Origin of the sequence: Vibrio sp. 99K-1, from assembly GCF_013114585.1 — a bacterium.
GTDB classification, from domain to species: Bacteria; Pseudomonadota; Gammaproteobacteria; order Enterobacterales; family Vibrionaceae; genus Vibrio; species Vibrio chagasii_B.
Genome location: NZ_VTXF01000007.1, coordinates 152,863 through 168,663, shown reverse-complemented (window position 1 = coordinate 168,663; position 15,801 = coordinate 152,863). Strand labels below are relative to the sequence as shown.

17 protein-coding genes are annotated in these 15,801 nt (G+C 45.1%); 16 read left to right on the top strand and 1 reads right to left on the bottom strand.

The features are described 5' to 3' along the window. Positions 1–43: 43 nt before the first annotated feature. The gene (gene suhB, locus F0228_RS07825; protein ID WP_171731845.1) at positions 44–847 is read right to left on the bottom strand and encodes an inositol-1-monophosphatase; all 804 of its coding nucleotides are present in this window, start codon (positions 845–847) and stop codon (positions 44–46) included. A 181-nt stretch (positions 848–1,028) separates the two neighbouring features. Here suhB and trmJ point away from each other — a divergent pair, with 181 nt between their 5' ends. The 16 genes from trmJ (at position 1,029) to F0228_RS07745 (ending at position 15,799) form a co-directional block, all read left to right on the top strand. Beyond that, positions 1,029–1,757 (top strand): tRNA (cytosine(32)/uridine(32)-2'-O)-methyltransferase TrmJ, encoded by a 729-nt coding sequence (gene trmJ / locus F0228_RS07820; protein WP_061033301.1) that lies wholly within the window; start codon positions 1,029–1,031, stop codon positions 1,755–1,757. Positions 1,758–1,874: 117 nt separating this feature from the next. Further along, positions 1,875–2,396: a Fe-S cluster assembly transcriptional regulator IscR gene (iscR, locus tag F0228_RS07815; protein WP_032498688.1), complete on the top strand. Its 522-nt coding sequence runs from the start codon at positions 1,875–1,877 to the stop codon at positions 2,394–2,396. Between the two features lie 27 nt (positions 2,397–2,423). Then, the gene (locus F0228_RS07810; RefSeq protein WP_008222744.1) at positions 2,424–3,638 is read left to right on the top strand and encodes an IscS subfamily cysteine desulfurase; all 1,215 of its coding nucleotides are present in this window, start codon (positions 2,424–2,426) and stop codon (positions 3,636–3,638) included. 33 nt (positions 3,639–3,671) lie between these two features. After that, positions 3,672–4,049, top strand: a complete 378-nt coding sequence (iscU, locus tag F0228_RS07805) for a Fe-S cluster assembly scaffold IscU (RefSeq protein ID WP_004740340.1) — start codon at positions 3,672–3,674, stop codon at positions 4,047–4,049. 98 nt (positions 4,050–4,147) lie between these two features. Then, on the top strand, positions 4,148–4,471 hold the full coding sequence (gene iscA / locus F0228_RS07800) for an iron-sulfur cluster assembly protein IscA (protein WP_105059077.1): 324 nt from the start codon (positions 4,148–4,150) through the stop codon (positions 4,469–4,471). 83 nt (positions 4,472–4,554) lie between these two features. Beyond that, complete coding sequence (gene hscB / locus F0228_RS07795) at positions 4,555–5,070, top strand: co-chaperone HscB (RefSeq protein WP_008222752.1); 516 nt, start codon at positions 4,555–4,557, stop codon at positions 5,068–5,070. A gap of 22 nt (positions 5,071–5,092) precedes the next feature. Next, the gene (hscA, locus tag F0228_RS07790) at positions 5,093–6,943 is read left to right on the top strand and encodes a Fe-S protein assembly chaperone HscA (protein ID WP_171731844.1); all 1,851 of its coding nucleotides are present in this window, start codon (positions 5,093–5,095) and stop codon (positions 6,941–6,943) included. A 20-nt stretch (positions 6,944–6,963) separates the two neighbouring features. Then, positions 6,964–7,302: an ISC system 2Fe-2S type ferredoxin gene (fdx, locus tag F0228_RS07785; RefSeq protein ID WP_004740336.1), complete on the top strand. Its 339-nt coding sequence runs from the start codon at positions 6,964–6,966 to the stop codon at positions 7,300–7,302. Positions 7,303–7,419: 117 nt separating this feature from the next. Beyond that, positions 7,420–7,620, top strand: coding sequence for a Fe-S cluster assembly protein IscX (gene iscX, locus F0228_RS07780; RefSeq protein WP_004740335.1), 201 nt, complete (start codon positions 7,420–7,422; stop codon positions 7,618–7,620). Between the two features lie 206 nt (positions 7,621–7,826). Then, the gene (gene pepB, locus F0228_RS07775; protein WP_061033298.1) at positions 7,827–9,122 is read left to right on the top strand and encodes an aminopeptidase PepB; all 1,296 of its coding nucleotides are present in this window, start codon (positions 7,827–7,829) and stop codon (positions 9,120–9,122) included. Between the two features lie 103 nt (positions 9,123–9,225). Continuing rightward, positions 9,226–9,660, top strand: coding sequence for a nucleoside-diphosphate kinase (gene ndk, locus F0228_RS07770; RefSeq protein ID WP_008222758.1), 435 nt, complete (start codon positions 9,226–9,228; stop codon positions 9,658–9,660). A gap of 441 nt (positions 9,661–10,101) precedes the next feature. Next, complete coding sequence (locus F0228_RS07765) at positions 10,102–11,244, top strand: bifunctional tRNA (adenosine(37)-C2)-methyltransferase TrmG/ribosomal RNA large subunit methyltransferase RlmN (protein WP_008222760.1); 1,143 nt, start codon at positions 10,102–10,104, stop codon at positions 11,242–11,244. A gap of 439 nt (positions 11,245–11,683) precedes the next feature. After that, complete coding sequence (gene rodZ, locus F0228_RS07760) at positions 11,684–12,637, top strand: cytoskeleton protein RodZ (RefSeq protein ID WP_019822115.1); 954 nt, start codon at positions 11,684–11,686, stop codon at positions 12,635–12,637. A 7-nt stretch (positions 12,638–12,644) separates the two neighbouring features. Then, on the top strand, positions 12,645–13,766 hold the full coding sequence (gene ispG, locus F0228_RS07755; RefSeq protein ID WP_004740329.1) for a flavodoxin-dependent (E)-4-hydroxy-3-methylbut-2-enyl-diphosphate synthase: 1,122 nt from the start codon (positions 12,645–12,647) through the stop codon (positions 13,764–13,766). A 70-nt stretch (positions 13,767–13,836) separates the two neighbouring features. Next, complete coding sequence (hisS, locus tag F0228_RS07750; protein ID WP_061033297.1) at positions 13,837–15,105, top strand: histidine--tRNA ligase; 1,269 nt, start codon at positions 13,837–13,839, stop codon at positions 15,103–15,105. 79 nt (positions 15,106–15,184) lie between these two features. Then, a complete protein-coding gene (locus F0228_RS07745) occupies positions 15,185–15,799 on the top strand; it encodes a YfgM family protein (protein WP_171731843.1) in 615 nt (204 codons plus the stop codon). Positions 15,800–15,801: the final 2 nt, after the last annotated feature.

Genomic DNA, 15,801 nt, shown 5'->3' with positions numbered 1-15,801 from the left:
TTTAGCTCTCTATTGAATAGAGACTATAAGCATAAGGCCTGAATTACTTCAGCATACCTTCGTTTGCGTTCTCACGAACGTGCTTAAGAATAGACTTAACACCACGTGCGCTTGAAGCAACAACGTTACCAGACTTCATGTAGTCAGTACCGCCAGCGAAATCAGTCAGGATTGCGCCTGCTTCACGTGCGATTAGATCACCTGCAGCCATATCCCATGGTTTTAGGTCTAGCTCTAGGTAACCGTCAACACGGCCAGCCGCTAGGTAACATAGGTCAAGTGCTGGAGAACCAGTACGACGGAAATCAGAACAGTCGATGAATAGACCAGAGATGATCTTCATGAAAGACTCAGAGTGTTGCTTAGCTTTGAATGGGAAACCAGTTGCTAGAACAGTACCTTGAAGGTCTTTAAGCTGAGTAACACGCATACGAGCGTTGTTTAGTTGAGCACCAGCGCCACGTTGAGCTGTGAATAGCTCGTTTAGCATTGGGTCGTAAACACAAGCAACTTCTGTACGACCGTTCATGCGAACAGCGATAGATACAGAGAAGTGAGGGAAACCTTTTACAAAGTTGTTGGTGCCATCTAGTGGGTCAACGATCCATTGTACGTCAGAGTCTTTACCTTCGATTAGGCCTTTCTCTTCAGAAATAATGCTGTGCTCTGGGTAAGATGCTTTGATTGTCTCAATGATCATGTACTCAGCTTCTTGAGCAATGTTAGTAACGTAATCGTTGTTACCTTTTAGAGACGTTTCGATCTTATCAGTTGTTTCTAGAGATTTAGCAATATGGTTGCCAGCTTTACGCGCAGCGCGTATCGCAATGTTTAGCATTGGATGCATATGGTTTTTCCCACAAGATGTTAAAGAACAATTTAAAGCGGCGGCGAGTATACCAAAGTTTTACCAAAAGGGAAGTGGTTATTTTTTGAACTCTTAGATTCACATTACGCGAAGGGTCTGACCATTTTACTTTGCTATGTGTTAATATCTCGCGATTATTTTTAAAGTGGTGTCATATAGCATGTTAGACAATGTAAAAGTCGTTCTGGTTGGTACGTCTCATTCGGGAAATATCGGATCAGCAGCTCGCGCAATGAAAGTGATGGGTTTAAGTCAGTTAGTTCTTGTAGACCCTCAGTGTGAAGTTGACGAGCAGACCTTAGCACTGGCTGCTGGTGCTGGTGACATCGCTGAAAATGCGGTTATTGTTTCTACATTAGACGAAGCCGTAAAAGACTGCGGTTTGGTTGTCGGTTCAAGTGCTCGTTCACGTACCCTTGAATGGCCAATGCTTGAGCCTCGTGAGTGTGGTGAAAAGTTTGCCGTTGAAGGTCAAAAGCACCCTGTAGCATTAGTCTTCGGTCGCGAGCGCACAGGCCTAACGAATGAAGAACTACAAAAGTGTCATTACCACGTATGTATTCCTGCAAACCCTGAATACAGCTCGCTAAACCTAGCGATGGCTGTACAGACGCTGAGCTACGAAGTTCGTGTTGCTCATCTTGATATGGTGGCTAGCCAATACAAGCCTCAGCCACAAGATGAGTACCCTCGTCACGAAGAACTAGAAATGTTCTACGAACACCTTGAAAAAGTCATCATCGATACCCAATTTATCTCTAAGGATAAGCCTGGTCAGGTGATGAATAAGTTACGTCGCCTGTTTAGTCGTGCGCGTCCAGAACTTCAAGAGATCAACACGCTTCGTGGTATTTTGACCTCTATCGAGAAGAGCAAAAATAGCCAGTAAAAGCCATGCTCACTGTAAGGATGAATACCTGACTAAAATAGTCAGGTAAAATACTTGACCAATTTAGTCAGGTATGGGAAGATTCCAACCACATAAACAATGTGGATACGGTGTGATATGAAACTTACATCTAAAGGAAGATATGCGGTAACGGCTATGCTAGATGTAGCACTGCATTCGCAAAAAAGCCCAGTTCCTCTGGCTGACATCTCAGAGCGACAAGGCATCTCGTTATCTTACTTAGAGCAACTTTTTTCTAAGTTACGTAAAGCTGGCTTAGTTGCTAGTGTTCGTGGCCCAGGTGGTGGTTACCGTCTTGGCGCTGAAGCGGGCGACATCGCTGTTGGAACTGTGATTGCAGCAGTTGACGAATCAGTAGATGCAACTAAGTGTCACGGTCGAGCAGATTGCCAAGGTGGTAGTCGTTGTTTAACTCACACCCTTTGGCGTGATTTAAGCTCCCGAATCAGCAGCTTCTTAAACGACATTACGCTCGGTGAGCTGATGAAAGATAACGAAGTTTTAGAGATTTCTGATCGCCAAGATATTGATCTTGCGGTTAACAATAGTTTTGCACATAAAAATACGAGCACTACAACGATTAGTGCAGCACCTCACGGTGTTAATGCCCGCTCATAGCGGTCAGTTTTTACATTGGAGTAGAAAATGAAACTGCCTATTTACTTTGACTATTCAGCTACATGCCCAGTCGATCCACGAGTTGCTGAGAAAATGGTTCAGTGCATGACGATGGACGGTAACTTCGGTAACCCTGCATCTCGTTCACACCGTTACGGCTGGCAGGCAGAAGAAGCAGTAGATAATGCTCGTGAGCAAATTGCTGACCTACTAAATGCAGACCCACGTGAAATTGTTTTCACTTCTGGTGCTACAGAGTCAGATAACCTTGCTATTAAAGGTGCAGCGCACTTTTACGAGAAGAAAGGTAAGCACGTAATCACGTGCAAAACAGAACACAAAGCGGTTCTTGATCCATGTCGTCAACTAGAGCGTGAAGGCTTCGAGGTAACTTACCTAGAGCCAGAAGCAAACGGCATCATCGATCTAGACAAGCTACAAGCTGCAATGCGTGAAGACACAGTTCTTGTTTCTATCATGCACGTAAACAACGAAATCGGCGTTATCCAAGATATCAATGCAATCGGCGAACTATGTCGTTCTCGCAAGATCATCTTCCACGTTGATGCAGCTCAGTCTGCGGGTAAAATCCCACTAGACGTAAAAGAGACTAAAGTTGATCTAATCTCACTTTCAGCTCACAAGATGTATGGTCCTAAAGGTATCGGTGCACTTTACGTTCGTCGTAAGCCTCGTATTCGTCTTGAAGCGCAAATGCACGGTGGCGGTCATGAGCGTGGTTTCCGCTCTGGTACGCTTGCTACTCACCAAATCGTGGGTATGGGCGAAGCGTGTGCTGTTGCTAAGCAAGACATGCAGAAAGATTACGATCACGCACTAGCACTTCGTGAGCGCCTACTGAAAGGTGTTCAGGATCTAGAAGCGGTAACAGTAAACGGTGACTTAGACCAACGTGTACCACACAACCTAAACGTGAGCTTTGCTTTCGTTGAAGGTGAATCTCTGCTTATGTCTCTAAAAGACCTAGCAGTATCATCGGGTTCTGCATGTACATCAGCAAGCTTAGAGCCATCGTACGTTCTACGTGCTCTTGGTCTAAACGATGAACTGGCACACAGCTCAGTACGTTTCTCATTCGGCCGTTTCACAACGGAAGAAGAAATCGACTACGCGATTGCACAAATCCGTGTAGCGGTAAACAAATTACGCGACATGTCTCCTCTATGGGATATGTATAAAGAAGGGATTGATTTGAACACTGTTGAGTGGGCACATCACTAATCTCACGGAAATAGAGGATTCGAGGTAACTATCATGGCATATAGCGAAAAAGTAATTGATCACTACGAAAACCCACGTAACGTAGGTTCGTTTGATAAAGAAGACCCAAGTGTAGGTAGCGGTATGGTTGGCGCACCAGCTTGTGGTGACGTAATGAAACTGCAAATTAAGGTAACACCAGAAGGTATTATCGAAGACGCGAAATTCAAGACTTACGGTTGCGGTAGCGCAATCGCTTCTAGCTCACTAGTCACTGAGTGGGTTAAAGGTAAAAGCATTGATGAAGCGGCTGCTATCAAAAACTCTGAAATCGCAGAAGAGCTTGAGTTGCCACCTGTGAAAGTTCACTGTTCAATTCTTGCTGAAGATGCAATCAAAGCAGCAGTTGCGGATTACAAAAAGAAGCGTTAATCGTTTCTATAAGTAATCACCAATAATAAGCAATATTTGGGAGCATCCTTTGTGCTCCCCCTGAGTTCTCAATTTTATATAAAACACAAGGTTGTAGTATGGCCATCACCATGACAGATACGGCGGCAAGCCGAGTTCAAGCTTTCCTAGATAACCGAGGTAAAGGTATCGGGTTGCGCTTAGCGGTTAAAACCACTGGCTGTTCGGGTATGGCGTATGTACTAGAATTCGTTGACGAGCTTAACGAAGAAGACCAAGTGTTCGAGCATTCAGGTGTGAAGGTCATCATTGATCCAAAGAGCTTAGTTTACCTAGACGGTACGGAGCTTGATTACGTAAAAGAAGGCCTAAACGAAGGTTTTGAATTCAACAACCCTAACGCGAAAGGCGAATGTGGTTGTGGTGAGAGCTTCAACGTATAAACGCTTCAATCGTAGAACGTTTATAGTGAGCGAAGAATAAAATTAGGCTCTGATTCAGAGCCTAAACTTAGGACCACCGTTACATGAATCATTTCGAATTATTTGGGCTACCACTTCAGTTCCAGCTGGATGGTAGCCTTCTTTCTTCTCAGTTTAGAGATCTGCAACGTCAATTCCATCCTGATAAATTTGCTACAGCTTCTGAGCGAGATCGCTTGCTAGCCGTGCAAAAAGCAGCGCAAATTAACGATGCGTATCAGGTGCTGAAGAATCCAATCAGCCGCGCTGAATACCTGTTAGTACAACATGGTGAGGATATTCGCGGCGAGCAGCAAACCATGCAAGACCCAATGTTCCTTATGGAGCAAATGGAACTGCGTGAAGAGCTTGAAGACATCGCCGACAGTTCTGACCCGGAAGATGCATTGTTTGCATTTGAAGGAAAGGTTAGCAAAATGTATAAACAACAATTAAGCGCTATCCAACAAGAACTCGACAGCCAGGCTTGGTTAGAAGCAGCAGACCGAGTAAGAAAGCTTAAGTTTATTGCAAAATTAAAGAATGAAATCGAGCTAGTTGAAGATCGTTTGATCGGCTAGTTGGTACAACAAGGACACATCCATGGCACTACTTCAGATTGCAGAACCAGGGCAAAGCGCCGCTCCTCACCAGCATAAGCTTGCTGTGGGTATTGATTTAGGTACAACAAATTCATTGGTTGCGTCAGTGCGCAGTGGTGAGGCGAGCACGCTCGTTGATCAAGATGGTCGTAGCATTCTGCCTTCCGTTGTTCACTATCAGTCAGACTCACATACGACTGGTGATGAAGCACGTGCAAATGCACAGACTGATCCTAAAAATACCATTATCTCAGTTAAGCGATTGATTGGTCGCTCACTGGCTGATATTCAGCAACGATACCCATCTCTGCCATATCAGTTTGAAGAAAGTGATAATGGTCTGCCTGTGATCCGTACAGAGCAAGGCAACAAGAACCCGATTCAAGTATCTGCAGATATTCTGAAAGCGCTAGGTCAACGAGCTGAGTCTACATTAGGCGGTGAGCTATCTGGTGCGGTGATTACCGTTCCTGCGTATTTCGATGATGCACAACGTGCTGGTACTAAAGACGCGGCGCAGCTGGCTGGTCTTCATGTATTACGTCTTCTAAATGAACCAACGGCGGCAGCGATTGCTTACGGTCTGGATTCAGGCAAAGAAGGGGTGATCGCGGTTTACGACTTAGGCGGCGGTACGTTTGATATCTCTATTTTACGCTTGTCTAAAGGTGTCTTTGAAGTTCTAGCTACTGGCGGTGACTCTGCACTAGGCGGTGATGATTTTGACCACCTTGTTGCTGATCATTTCAAAGAGCAAATGGGATTATCAGAGCTAACTGCTGAACAAAACCGTGCGCTTCTCGATGCAGCAACGGAAGCTAAAATTGGTTTGTCTGAATCAGAAAGTGTTGATGTGGAAGTTCTAGGTTGGTCTGGTTCATTAACTCGTGAAGAGTTTGAAGAGATCATCAAGCCTCTAGTTAAGAAAACACTACTTTCATGTCGTCGTGCTCTAAAAGATGCAGAAGTTGATGCGGATGAAGTGCTAGAAGTAGTCATGGTTGGTGGTTCAACTCGTACATTACTAGTACGTGAAATGGTAGGTGACTTCTTTGGTCGTACGCCATTAACCAGCATTAATCCTGATGAAGTAGTTGCGATTGGTGCGTCAATTCAAGCGGATATTCTAGTAGGTAACAAACCTGATTCAGAAATGTTGCTACTGGACGTAATCCCACTTTCACTAGGTATCGAAACCATGGGTGGCCTAGTAGAAAAGATTATTCCGCGTAACACCACGATCCCAGTAGCTCGCGCACAAGAATTTACTACGTTCAAAGACGGTCAAACTGCAATGACAGTACACACCGTTCAAGGCGAACGTGAAATGGTTGACGATTGTCGCTCATTGGCTCGTTTTGCTCTGAAGGGCATTCCACCTATGGCTGCTGGTGCAGCGCATATTCGTGTGACTTACCAAGTGGATGCTGATGGCCTGTTGTCTGTAACTGCTATGGAAAAGAGCACGGGTGTTCAAGCTGAAATCCAAGTGAAGCCTTCTTACGGCCTGAGCGATGATGAAGTTGCTAACATGCTGAAAGACTCTATGACGTTTGCGAAAGAAGACATGCAAGCGCGTGCTCTTGCGGAACAACGCGTAGAAGCGGATCGCGTTATTGAAGGCCTGATCGCTGCAATGCAAGTTGACGGTGACGAACTGCTTAACGAGCAAGAGAAACAACAGCTGCTACAAGCCATTGAAACGCTGATTGAAGTGCGCAACGGCGACAGTGCTGATGCCATTGAACAAGAAATTAAGAATACCGACAAAGCGAGCCAAGACTTTGCTTCACGTCGTATGGATAAATCAATTCGTGCTGCACTGTCAGGTCAGTCAGTCGATAATATTTAATAGTTAGAGAATAGATAAACATGCCAAAGATTATTGTTTTACCTCACGAAGATCTATGTCCAGAAGGCGCTGTTTTAGAAGCAAAAACTGGTGAAACGGTTCTTGATGTAGCGTTGAAGGCCGGTATTGGTATTGAGCACGCATGTGAAAAATCGTGTGCATGTACAACATGTCACGTTGTGATCCGTGAAGGTTTCGATTCTTTAGAAGAGAGTGATGACCTAGAAGACGATATGCTTGATAAAGCATGGGGCTTAGAAATGGAATCTCGCCTAGGTTGCCAAGCGAAAGTCGCTGATGAAGACCTTGTTGTTGAGATTCCAAAGTACACCTTGAACCTAGCATCTGAAGATCACTAAGAATTACTCTACAGTCATGGTGGTTTCGCCATGACTGAGATAACGATTTAGCAAAACTGGCCTAGAATATAGATCATAAAAGTGACTAAGTGTCTCTGATAAATATAAGGAAGTGTTATGAGCTTGAAGTGGATTGATTCTCGCGATATCGCAATTGAGCTATGTGATTTGTACCCTGATACTGATCCTAAAACGGTACGTTTTACCGACCTACATCAGTGGGTATTAGACCTTGAAGAGTTTGATGACGAGCCTAATCACTCGAACGAAAAGATCTTAGAGGCTATTATTTTGTGCTGGATGGATGAGATGGATTAATCATCACATTGATGATTTGGCTATGGAGTGAAATCAACCCCATATAAAACGCAGCCAAGTTAACAATTCTTACTAAAAAAAGCGGACCTTATGGTCCGTTTTTTTATCAAAATGACATTTTACTTCTACATAATGCTAACATCAGTGCGCTAATAAAAAATAATCAGGATCACTCAAGCAAGGTGGTTCTCAGACAAGGAGAAATCATGTCTACACAGATGTCAGTATTTTTAAGTCAAGAAGCTGCCCAGCCTCAGTGGGGAGCAAAAGCTATTTTATCGTTCTCGGAAGTAGGAGCGACAATTCACATTGGTGAAGGCCACGATCTTGGTGCTATTCAACGCGCAGGTCGCACACTTGACGGACAAGGTATTTCATTCGTTTCGCTAAGTGGTGAAGGCTGGGACCTAGAAAGCGTATGGGCTTTCAATCAAGGTTACCGTGGACCAAAGAAAAAGAATGCATTGGAGTGGGATGCACTGCCAGAAGCTGACCAAGCAGAGCTAGAAGCGCGTATCCGTGCGACAGATTGGACGCGTGACATTATCAATAAAACGGCTGAAGAAGTTGCACCTCGCCAATTGGCGACAATGGCAGCTGAATACATTAAGTCAGTCGCACCTGAAGGCACAGTTAAAGCGAAAATCGTTAAAGACAAAGACCTACTAACAGAAGGTTGGGAAGGCATCTACGCGGTAGGCCGCGGCTCTGAGCGTACTTCAGCAATGCTGCAACTGGACTTCAACCCAACAGGCGACGAAAACGCGCCTGTATTTGCCTGTCTAGTTGGTAAAGGTATTACTTTCGACTCAGGCGGTTACAGCATTAAGCCAGGTCAGTTCATGACTGCAATGAAAGCGGACATGGGTGGCGCAGCGACTATCACTGGTGGTTTAGGTCTTGCGATTGAGCGTGGCCTGAACAAGCGCATCAAGCTTATCCTATGTTGTGCAGAGAACATGATCTCTGGCCGTGCATTGAAGCTTGGCGATATCATCACGTACAAGAACGGTAAGACGGTTGAGATCATGAACACCGACGCAGAAGGTCGTTTAGTTCTAGCTGATGGCCTGATGTACGCAAGTGAGCAAAATCCAGAGCTTATCATCGACTGTGCAACGCTAACGGGCGCTGCTAAAAACGCACTGGGTAACGACTACCACGCACTAATGAGCTTCGATGACGAGCTGGCTCACCAAGCACTAACGGCGGCTAACCAAGAGAAAGAAGGCCTGTGGCCACTGCCTCTTGCGGACTTCCACCGTGGTATGCTGCCTTCAAACTTTGCTGACCTTTCGAACATCAGCACGGGTGATTACACTCCTGGTGCAAGCACTGCTGCTGCGTTCCTGTCTTACTTCGTAGATGACTACAAAAAAGGCTGGATGCACATGGATTGCGCGGGTACTTACCGTAAATCTCCAAGTGATAAGTGGGCGGCAGGTGCAACAGGCATGGGTGTTCGCACACTGGCTCGCATTCTTATCGACCAAGCAAAATAATAATAACGATGAGCGGTTCGATACCGCTCATTGATTAACTTAGATCGAATGATCTTAGTAATTTCAGTATTTAATAACAAAAAAATGAAGTGAAGGAATCCCTATGGCTCTAGAAAGAACGTTCTCAATTGTTAAGCCGGATGCAGTTAAGCGTAACCTTGTTGGTGAAATCTACCACCGCATCGAAAAAGCAGGCCTAGAAATCATCGCTGCTAAGATGGTTCGTCTGACTGAAGAGCAAGCGAGCGGCTTCTACGCGGAACACGAAGGCAAAGAATTCTTTGGTCCACTAAAAGAGTTCATGACTTCTGGTCCTATCATGGTTCAAGTACTTGAAGGCGAAAACGCAATTGCTCGTTACCGTGAACTTATGGGCAAAACAAACCCAGAAGAAGCGGCATGCGGTACGATCCGCGCTGATTACGCAATCAGCATGCGTTACAACTCAGTACACGGTAGCGACAGCCCAGAGTCTGCAGCTCGTGAAATCGAGTTCTTCTTCCCTGAATCTGAGATTTGCCCACGTCCAGCTCAATAAGCGACACAGCAAATGATTCTAAAGGCTTCACTTCGGTGAGGCCTTTTTTGTATGTGGATTTTACGTTAGAGATAGTTTACCTAGTCGTCATTCCCGATAGTGACGCAGGAGTGCAGTTGGGAATCTTAGTTGTGGTTGGAGATTCCATATATCTCGTCCCTCGATTCTGGAATGACGAGGTTTTAAAAACTGGTGACCTGATGACTATGAATGGAAAGTGACTGAGTAAGTATTTACGTCATTCCCGATAGCGACGAAGGAGCGTAGTCGAGAATCTTGTTCTTATTTCCAGAATTGTAAGTAATGAAAGGTGGCTGTGTAAATTTTAATCACTTAAGTTTGAATGTCTTAGTAAACACAGGGTTTTACAGCCCTTGTTGAACATGCGTAAAGGCTGTACAATTCGCGCCCTTAATTATTGTTCCGTCATTGAGAGGCATCATGACCACAGCTAAAGTCAATCTACTCGATTTTGATCGTAAAGGTCTTCGTAAATTTTTCACAGAAGAATTGAATGAGAAAGCTTTTCGCGCAGATCAAGTGATGAAGTGGATGTATCACTTCGGTGTCGATGACTTCGAAAACATGAACAACATCAACAAAAAGTTGCGTGAAAAACTTCAACGCCGCTGTGAAATTGTTGCACCTGTTGTTTCTGAAGCTCAACACTCTTCAGACGGCACAATTAAATGGGCGATGAGCGTTGGCGACCAAGACGTTGAGACGGTATACATCCCAGACGGTGACCGTGCAACGCTGTGTGTATCTTCACAGGTGGGTTGTGCACTAGAGTGTAAATTCTGCTCGACAGCTCAACAAGGCTTTAACCGCAACCTAAAAGTTTCTGAGATCGTGGGTCAAATCTGGCGTGCTGCCCGTGAAATCGGTCTAGAGAAAGAGACAGGTCGTCGTCCAATTACTAACGTTGTAATGATGGGTATGGGCGAGCCGCTACTAAACATGAAAAACCTAATGCCATCATTAGAGATCATGCTTGATGACCTAGGTTTTGCACTGTCTAAGCGTCGCGTAACAGTATCTACTTCAGGTGTTGTATCTGGCCTTGACCAAATGACAGATAACATCGACGTAGCACTAGCTATTTCTCTACACGCGCCAAACGATGAACTTCGTAGCCAAATCATGCCGATCAACGACCGTTGGGATATCCAAGATTTCCTAGCATCTGTTCGTCGCTACATTGCTTCTTCAAATGCCAACCGCGGTAAAGTAACGGTAGAGTACGTTCTATTGGATCATGTAAATGATGATATGGACCACGCTCGTGAACTTGCAGAGCTAATGAAAGATACGCCATGTAAGATCAACCTGATTCCATTTAACCCTTACCCAGGTTCACCATACAAGAAGCCAAGCAACTCTCGTATTGACCGCTTCCAAAAAACGCTAATGGAATACGACTACACAGTAACGGTTCGTAAAACGCGTGGTGACGATATTGATGCAGCATGTGGCCAGTTGGTTGGTGATGTTATCGATAGAACTAAGCGTACTAAAATGCTTAAAGCGGCATCAGAAGCTAACTTGGTTGCCGGCGGTGTGATTGAAGTAAAAGCGGTATAAAACGCGATTTGAATCTAAACAAGCCAGAAGTATTACTTCTGGCTTGTTGCGTTTTTGGGACTTCGTTTTCTATTTTTTGGACTTCTTGCCCACGCTTTCTTACATTTTTCGTCAATTTTTGGACAAAAGCATGAGCTGACGGTAAATTTTGTTGAAAGTATTTTTGCCTTGTAATGGCATTAGCTTATGATTAACTAATCTTAAATTAATTTAAGTGCTCGCTTGTTACTGATCATCAATATGTCTATTTAGGTTGGCTACTTGATAAACTAGCTTCCTGAGAACGTCACTAATAATAAAATGTATGTCGTTCGTCTTTAAGGGTTGATGAGTTGGGTAACAGGACAAATTCCACATAAGTGGGTTGCTAGAATGAGCTTAAACGACAATAAAAAACGCTCTCGTCGACCTGCGATAATATTTTAGAAGTTCACTCTCTATGAACACAGAACACGACACACAAACGCAAGAACCAATCGCTCCAGCTCTAGAAGCGGGGACGCTACTGAAAAATCAACGAGAAGCTCTTGGTTTAACACAAAAGCAGATCTCGGATCGCCTAAAACTACGCATCTCTTTAATTCAACAGATTGAAGAAAACCAATTTGAGTCAGACCAAGTCGCAACCTTTATGCGTGGTTACATCCGTTCATACGCGAAATACGTCAATCTTGATGAAAAAGTGGTACTGAACGCGCTTCGCCACTCTGGTGATGCTCAACATGAAGATCAAGAAATGCTGAGCTTTTCTCGTAAGACGAAAACAGAAAAGCACAACAGCCGTATTATGCTGCTGACTTGGGGTATCTTTGCAGTTATCGTCGGTATCTCTTCACTGTGGTGGTGGCAGAATCAACAACAAGACACCCTATCTCAATCTCTGGCTAACACTGAAAGTTCAGAAGAGCTTGCGGTGGAAGAGTCACTGGACCCGGAGTTCGCCTCTTTAGATGTGATTGAAGCTGAGCAAAACGACGCTGCTGCTTCTGTGATAGAAGATACTGAAGGCCTTGCTGCAATCAGTGATGCGGCAAATACTTCAGCTGCACTTGACGTGACCGATGAACAACCAGCAGTCGACGCAGAATCAGCTGTTGAATTAGAAACCGTTGAAGCAACAACTGCTCCTGAAACAACGCCAACACCTGAAGTGGCAACCAAAGCGCTAACGATGCAGTTTACTGCAGACTGTTGGATTCAAGTTAAAGATGCGACCGGCAAAACCTTGTCAACGGGCATCAAAAAAGCGGGTCAGTCACTAAATCTATCAGGAACTGCGCCATATAAAGTGATTCTAGGTGCGCCAGAAGGCGTATCAATGACATTTGCAAGTGAACCTGTCGACCTTTCTGGGTATACTTCAGGCAAAGTAGCCAGAATAACCTTACCTTAGAGTTAATATGCAACACGAATCTCCTATTATTCGTCGCAAATCAACCCGTATTTATGTGGGTGATGTGCCGATCGGTGATGGTGCACCTATTGCTGTGCAATCCATGACCAACACAAGAACAACAGACGTAGCCGCAACCGTTGCTCAGATCCGAGCTTTGGAAAATGTAGGCGCTGATATCGTTCGCGTATCTGTACCGACTATGGATGCCGCTGAAGCATTTAAGCAAATCAAGCAGCAGGTTTCTGTTCCTTTGGTCGCTGACATTCACTTTGACTACCGTATCGCGCTGAAAGTGGCTGAGTACGGTGTAGACTGTCTGCGTATCAACCCAGGTAACATCGGTAACGAGAGCCGTATTCGCTCAGTTGTTGATTGTGCTCGTGATATGAATATTCCGATTCGTATTGGTGTTAACGGTGGTTCTCTTGAAAAAGAGATCCAAGAGAAATACACAGAGCCAACAGCAGAAGCGCTTGTTGAATCAGCAATGCGTCACGTCGATATCTTAGACCGTCTCAACTTTGACCAATTTAAAGTGAGCGTTAAAGCATCTGACGTATTCCTAGCTGTAGGTTCATACCGTTTACTGGCAAAACAGATTGACCAACCGCTTCACCTTGGTATTACCGAAGCTGGTGGTGCACGTGCTGGTGCGGTTAAGTCTTCTGTTGGCTTAGGTATGCTTCTTTCTGAAGGTATTGGCGATACGCTACGTATCTCGCTAGCTGCGGATCCTGTTGAAGAGATCAAGGTTGGCTTCGATATTCTTAAATCTTTGCGTATTCGCTCGCGTGGTATCAACTTCATCGCGTGTCCAAGCTGTTCTCGTCAAGAGTTCGATGTTATTAACACCGTAAACGCGCTTGAAGAGCGTCTAGAAGACGTGATTACCCCAATGGATGTCTCTATCATCGGTTGTGTGGTGAATGGCCCTGGTGAAGCAGAAGTATCTCATTTAGGTCTAGCGGGTAGTGCTCGTAAGAGTGCCTTCTACGAAGATGGTAAGCGTCAGAAAGAGCGCTTTGACAACAACGACCTTGTTGATCAGCTTGAAGCTAAGATTCGAGCAAAAGCATCAGTGCTTGATAAAGCAAATCGCATTGATGTAGAAAACCTAGAAGATTAATAAAACGCGATGAGGTGTGGTTGTCTATTCGCATCAACACCTGGTCGTGAGAAATTACGGAATAAATATTGTGGCTAAAAATATCCAAGCAATCCGAGGCATGAACGACTGCCTACCGACTCAATCACCACTGTGGCAGAAAGTAGAAAACGCAGTGAAGAACGTGGTGAGTGCACACGGTTACAACGAAGTGCGTATGCCTATCGTTGAAGAAACAAACCTATTTAGCCGCGCAGTGGGTGAAGAGACAGACGTTGTTTCAAAAGAGATGTACACCTTTGATGACCGTAACGGCGATAGCCTAACGCTACGTCCAGAAGGCACAGCGGGTTGTGTACGTTCATGCATCCAAAACAGCCTTATCAACCGTGATGAACAGCGCCTATGGTACATGGGTCCAATGTTCCGTCACGAGCGTCCTCAAAAAGGTCGCTACCGTCAATTCCACCAATGTGGTGTGGAAGTGTTTGGTCTAGACGGTCCAGACGTTGACGCAGAACTTATCATGATGACTGCGCGTCTATGGCGTGAGCTAGGCATCGACAAGCACGTTCGTCTAGAGTTGAACTCAATCGGTTCTACTGAAGATCGCGCGAACTACCGTACAGCACTTGTTGCTTTCCTTGAACAGCACATTGATGTGCTAGACGAAGATTGCAAACGTCGCATGCACACAAACCCACTTCGTGTACTAGATACTAAGAACCCAGACGTTCAAGCTATCTTAGGTGACGCACCTCGACTTTCTGAATACTTAGGTGAAGAGTCGAAGCAACATTTTGCTGGTTTGTGTGAACTTCTTGATGCAGTTGGTATCGAATACCAAGTTAACGAGCGTCTAGTACGTGGTTTGGACTACTACAACCGCACAGTATTTGAGTGGATCACTGAAAGCCTAGGTGCTCAAGGTACCGTATGTGGCGGTGGTCGTTACGACGGTCTTGTTGAGCAACTTGGCGGTAAAGCAACACCAGCTGTTGGTTTCGCAATGGGCCTAGAGCGTCTAGTCCTAATGATGGAAACGCTAGAGCTTACAGAAGTTCGTCGCAGTGTTGATGTTTACATGGTTGCGGCTGGTGAAGGCACAATGATCGCGGGCATGCAATTAGCGAATCAATTACGTGATACCGTTGAAGGTGTACGTGTAATGAGCCACTTCGGTGGTGGTAGCTTCAAGAAGCAATTCAAACGTGCAGACAAAGTAGGTGCGGTTGTTGCACTGGTACTTGGCGAAAACGAAGTTGCTGATAATACAGTTGTGCTAAAAGATTTGGTTGGCGGCGAGCAAGAAACCGTGTCTCAAACGGAAGTTGCAGCAAAAGTAGCTGCGCTAATCTAATTAGCCTTAGAGCAAACGCTCATAACGAATACTAACGTCAGCACTATGCTGGCGTTTAAAGAATTAAAGAGGACAGGAAGTGGAACTTTACGATAGCGAAGAGCAGCAGGTTGAAGCCATTAAAGATTGGTGGAAAGAGAACGGTAAAGCCGTAATCTTCGGTGCGGTTATTGGTTTAGGTGGTCTATTCGGTTGGCGCTACTACCAAGACTCTGTAGTTGAGGCGCGTGAAGCTGCTTCAGAAAGCTACACGACAGTGATCTCTGCTTTAGATGCAAAAGGCGTTGATGCTCAATCTGATATTCAAGCTTTTATCGATGCAAACAAAGATGCTGAATACTCAGTACTTGCAGCGATGCAGCTAGCAAAAATACAAGTACAAGCGGGTGAATTATCTGCAGCACTTGAACAGCTGGAGTGGGCAAAAGCGGCAACTAAGGATGCGGCACTTTCGCCACTACTGACTTACCGTGTTGCTCGTATTAAAGCTGAGCAAGGTGAATTCGATGCTGCGCTGTCTGATCTTGCTGCAGTAACGGACGAATCTTGGAAAGGCCGCGTGGCTGAACTACGTGGTGATATCTCACTTCGTAAAGGCGACACAGACGCAGCATACAGTGCTTACACAGAAGCACAGCAAGCTGTTGATGCGAGCCAAACGCTTCAAATCAAACTTGACGACCTAGCTAAATAAGG

Bases quoted from the DNA above. Each gene is read 5' to 3' on its own strand.
- fdx (WP_004740336.1), top strand. From the start codon at position 6,964: ATGCCAAAGATTATTGTTTTACCTCACGAAGATCTATGTCCAGAAGGC.
- F0228_RS07810 (WP_008222744.1), top strand. From the start codon at position 2,424: ATGAAACTGCCTATTTACTTTGACTATTCAGCTACATGCCCAGTCGAT.
- hscB (WP_008222752.1), top strand. From the start codon at position 4,555: ATGAATCATTTCGAATTATTTGGGCTACCACTTCAGTTCCAGCTGGAT.
- pepB (WP_061033298.1), top strand. From the start codon at position 7,827: ATGTCTACACAGATGTCAGTATTTTTAAGTCAAGAAGCTGCCCAGCCT.
- suhB (WP_171731845.1), bottom strand. From the start codon at position 847: ATGCATCCAATGCTAAACATTGCGATACGCGCTGCGCGTAAAGCTGGC.
- iscX (WP_004740335.1), top strand. From the start codon at position 7,420: ATGAGCTTGAAGTGGATTGATTCTCGCGATATCGCAATTGAGCTATGT.
- ndk (WP_008222758.1), top strand. From the start codon at position 9,226: ATGGCTCTAGAAAGAACGTTCTCAATTGTTAAGCCGGATGCAGTTAAG.
- rodZ (WP_019822115.1), top strand. From the start codon at position 11,684: ATGAACACAGAACACGACACACAAACGCAAGAACCAATCGCTCCAGCT.
- trmJ (WP_061033301.1), top strand. From the start codon at position 1,029: ATGTTAGACAATGTAAAAGTCGTTCTGGTTGGTACGTCTCATTCGGGA.
- iscR (WP_032498688.1), top strand. From the start codon at position 1,875: ATGAAACTTACATCTAAAGGAAGATATGCGGTAACGGCTATGCTAGAT.
- F0228_RS07765 (WP_008222760.1), top strand. From the start codon at position 10,102: ATGACCACAGCTAAAGTCAATCTACTCGATTTTGATCGTAAAGGTCTT.
- iscA (WP_105059077.1), top strand. From the start codon at position 4,148: ATGGCCATCACCATGACAGATACGGCGGCAAGCCGAGTTCAAGCTTTC.
- hscA (WP_171731844.1), top strand. From the start codon at position 5,093: ATGGCACTACTTCAGATTGCAGAACCAGGGCAAAGCGCCGCTCCTCAC.
- ispG (WP_004740329.1), top strand. From the start codon at position 12,645: ATGCAACACGAATCTCCTATTATTCGTCGCAAATCAACCCGTATTTAT.
- iscU (WP_004740340.1), top strand. From the start codon at position 3,672: ATGGCATATAGCGAAAAAGTAATTGATCACTACGAAAACCCACGTAAC.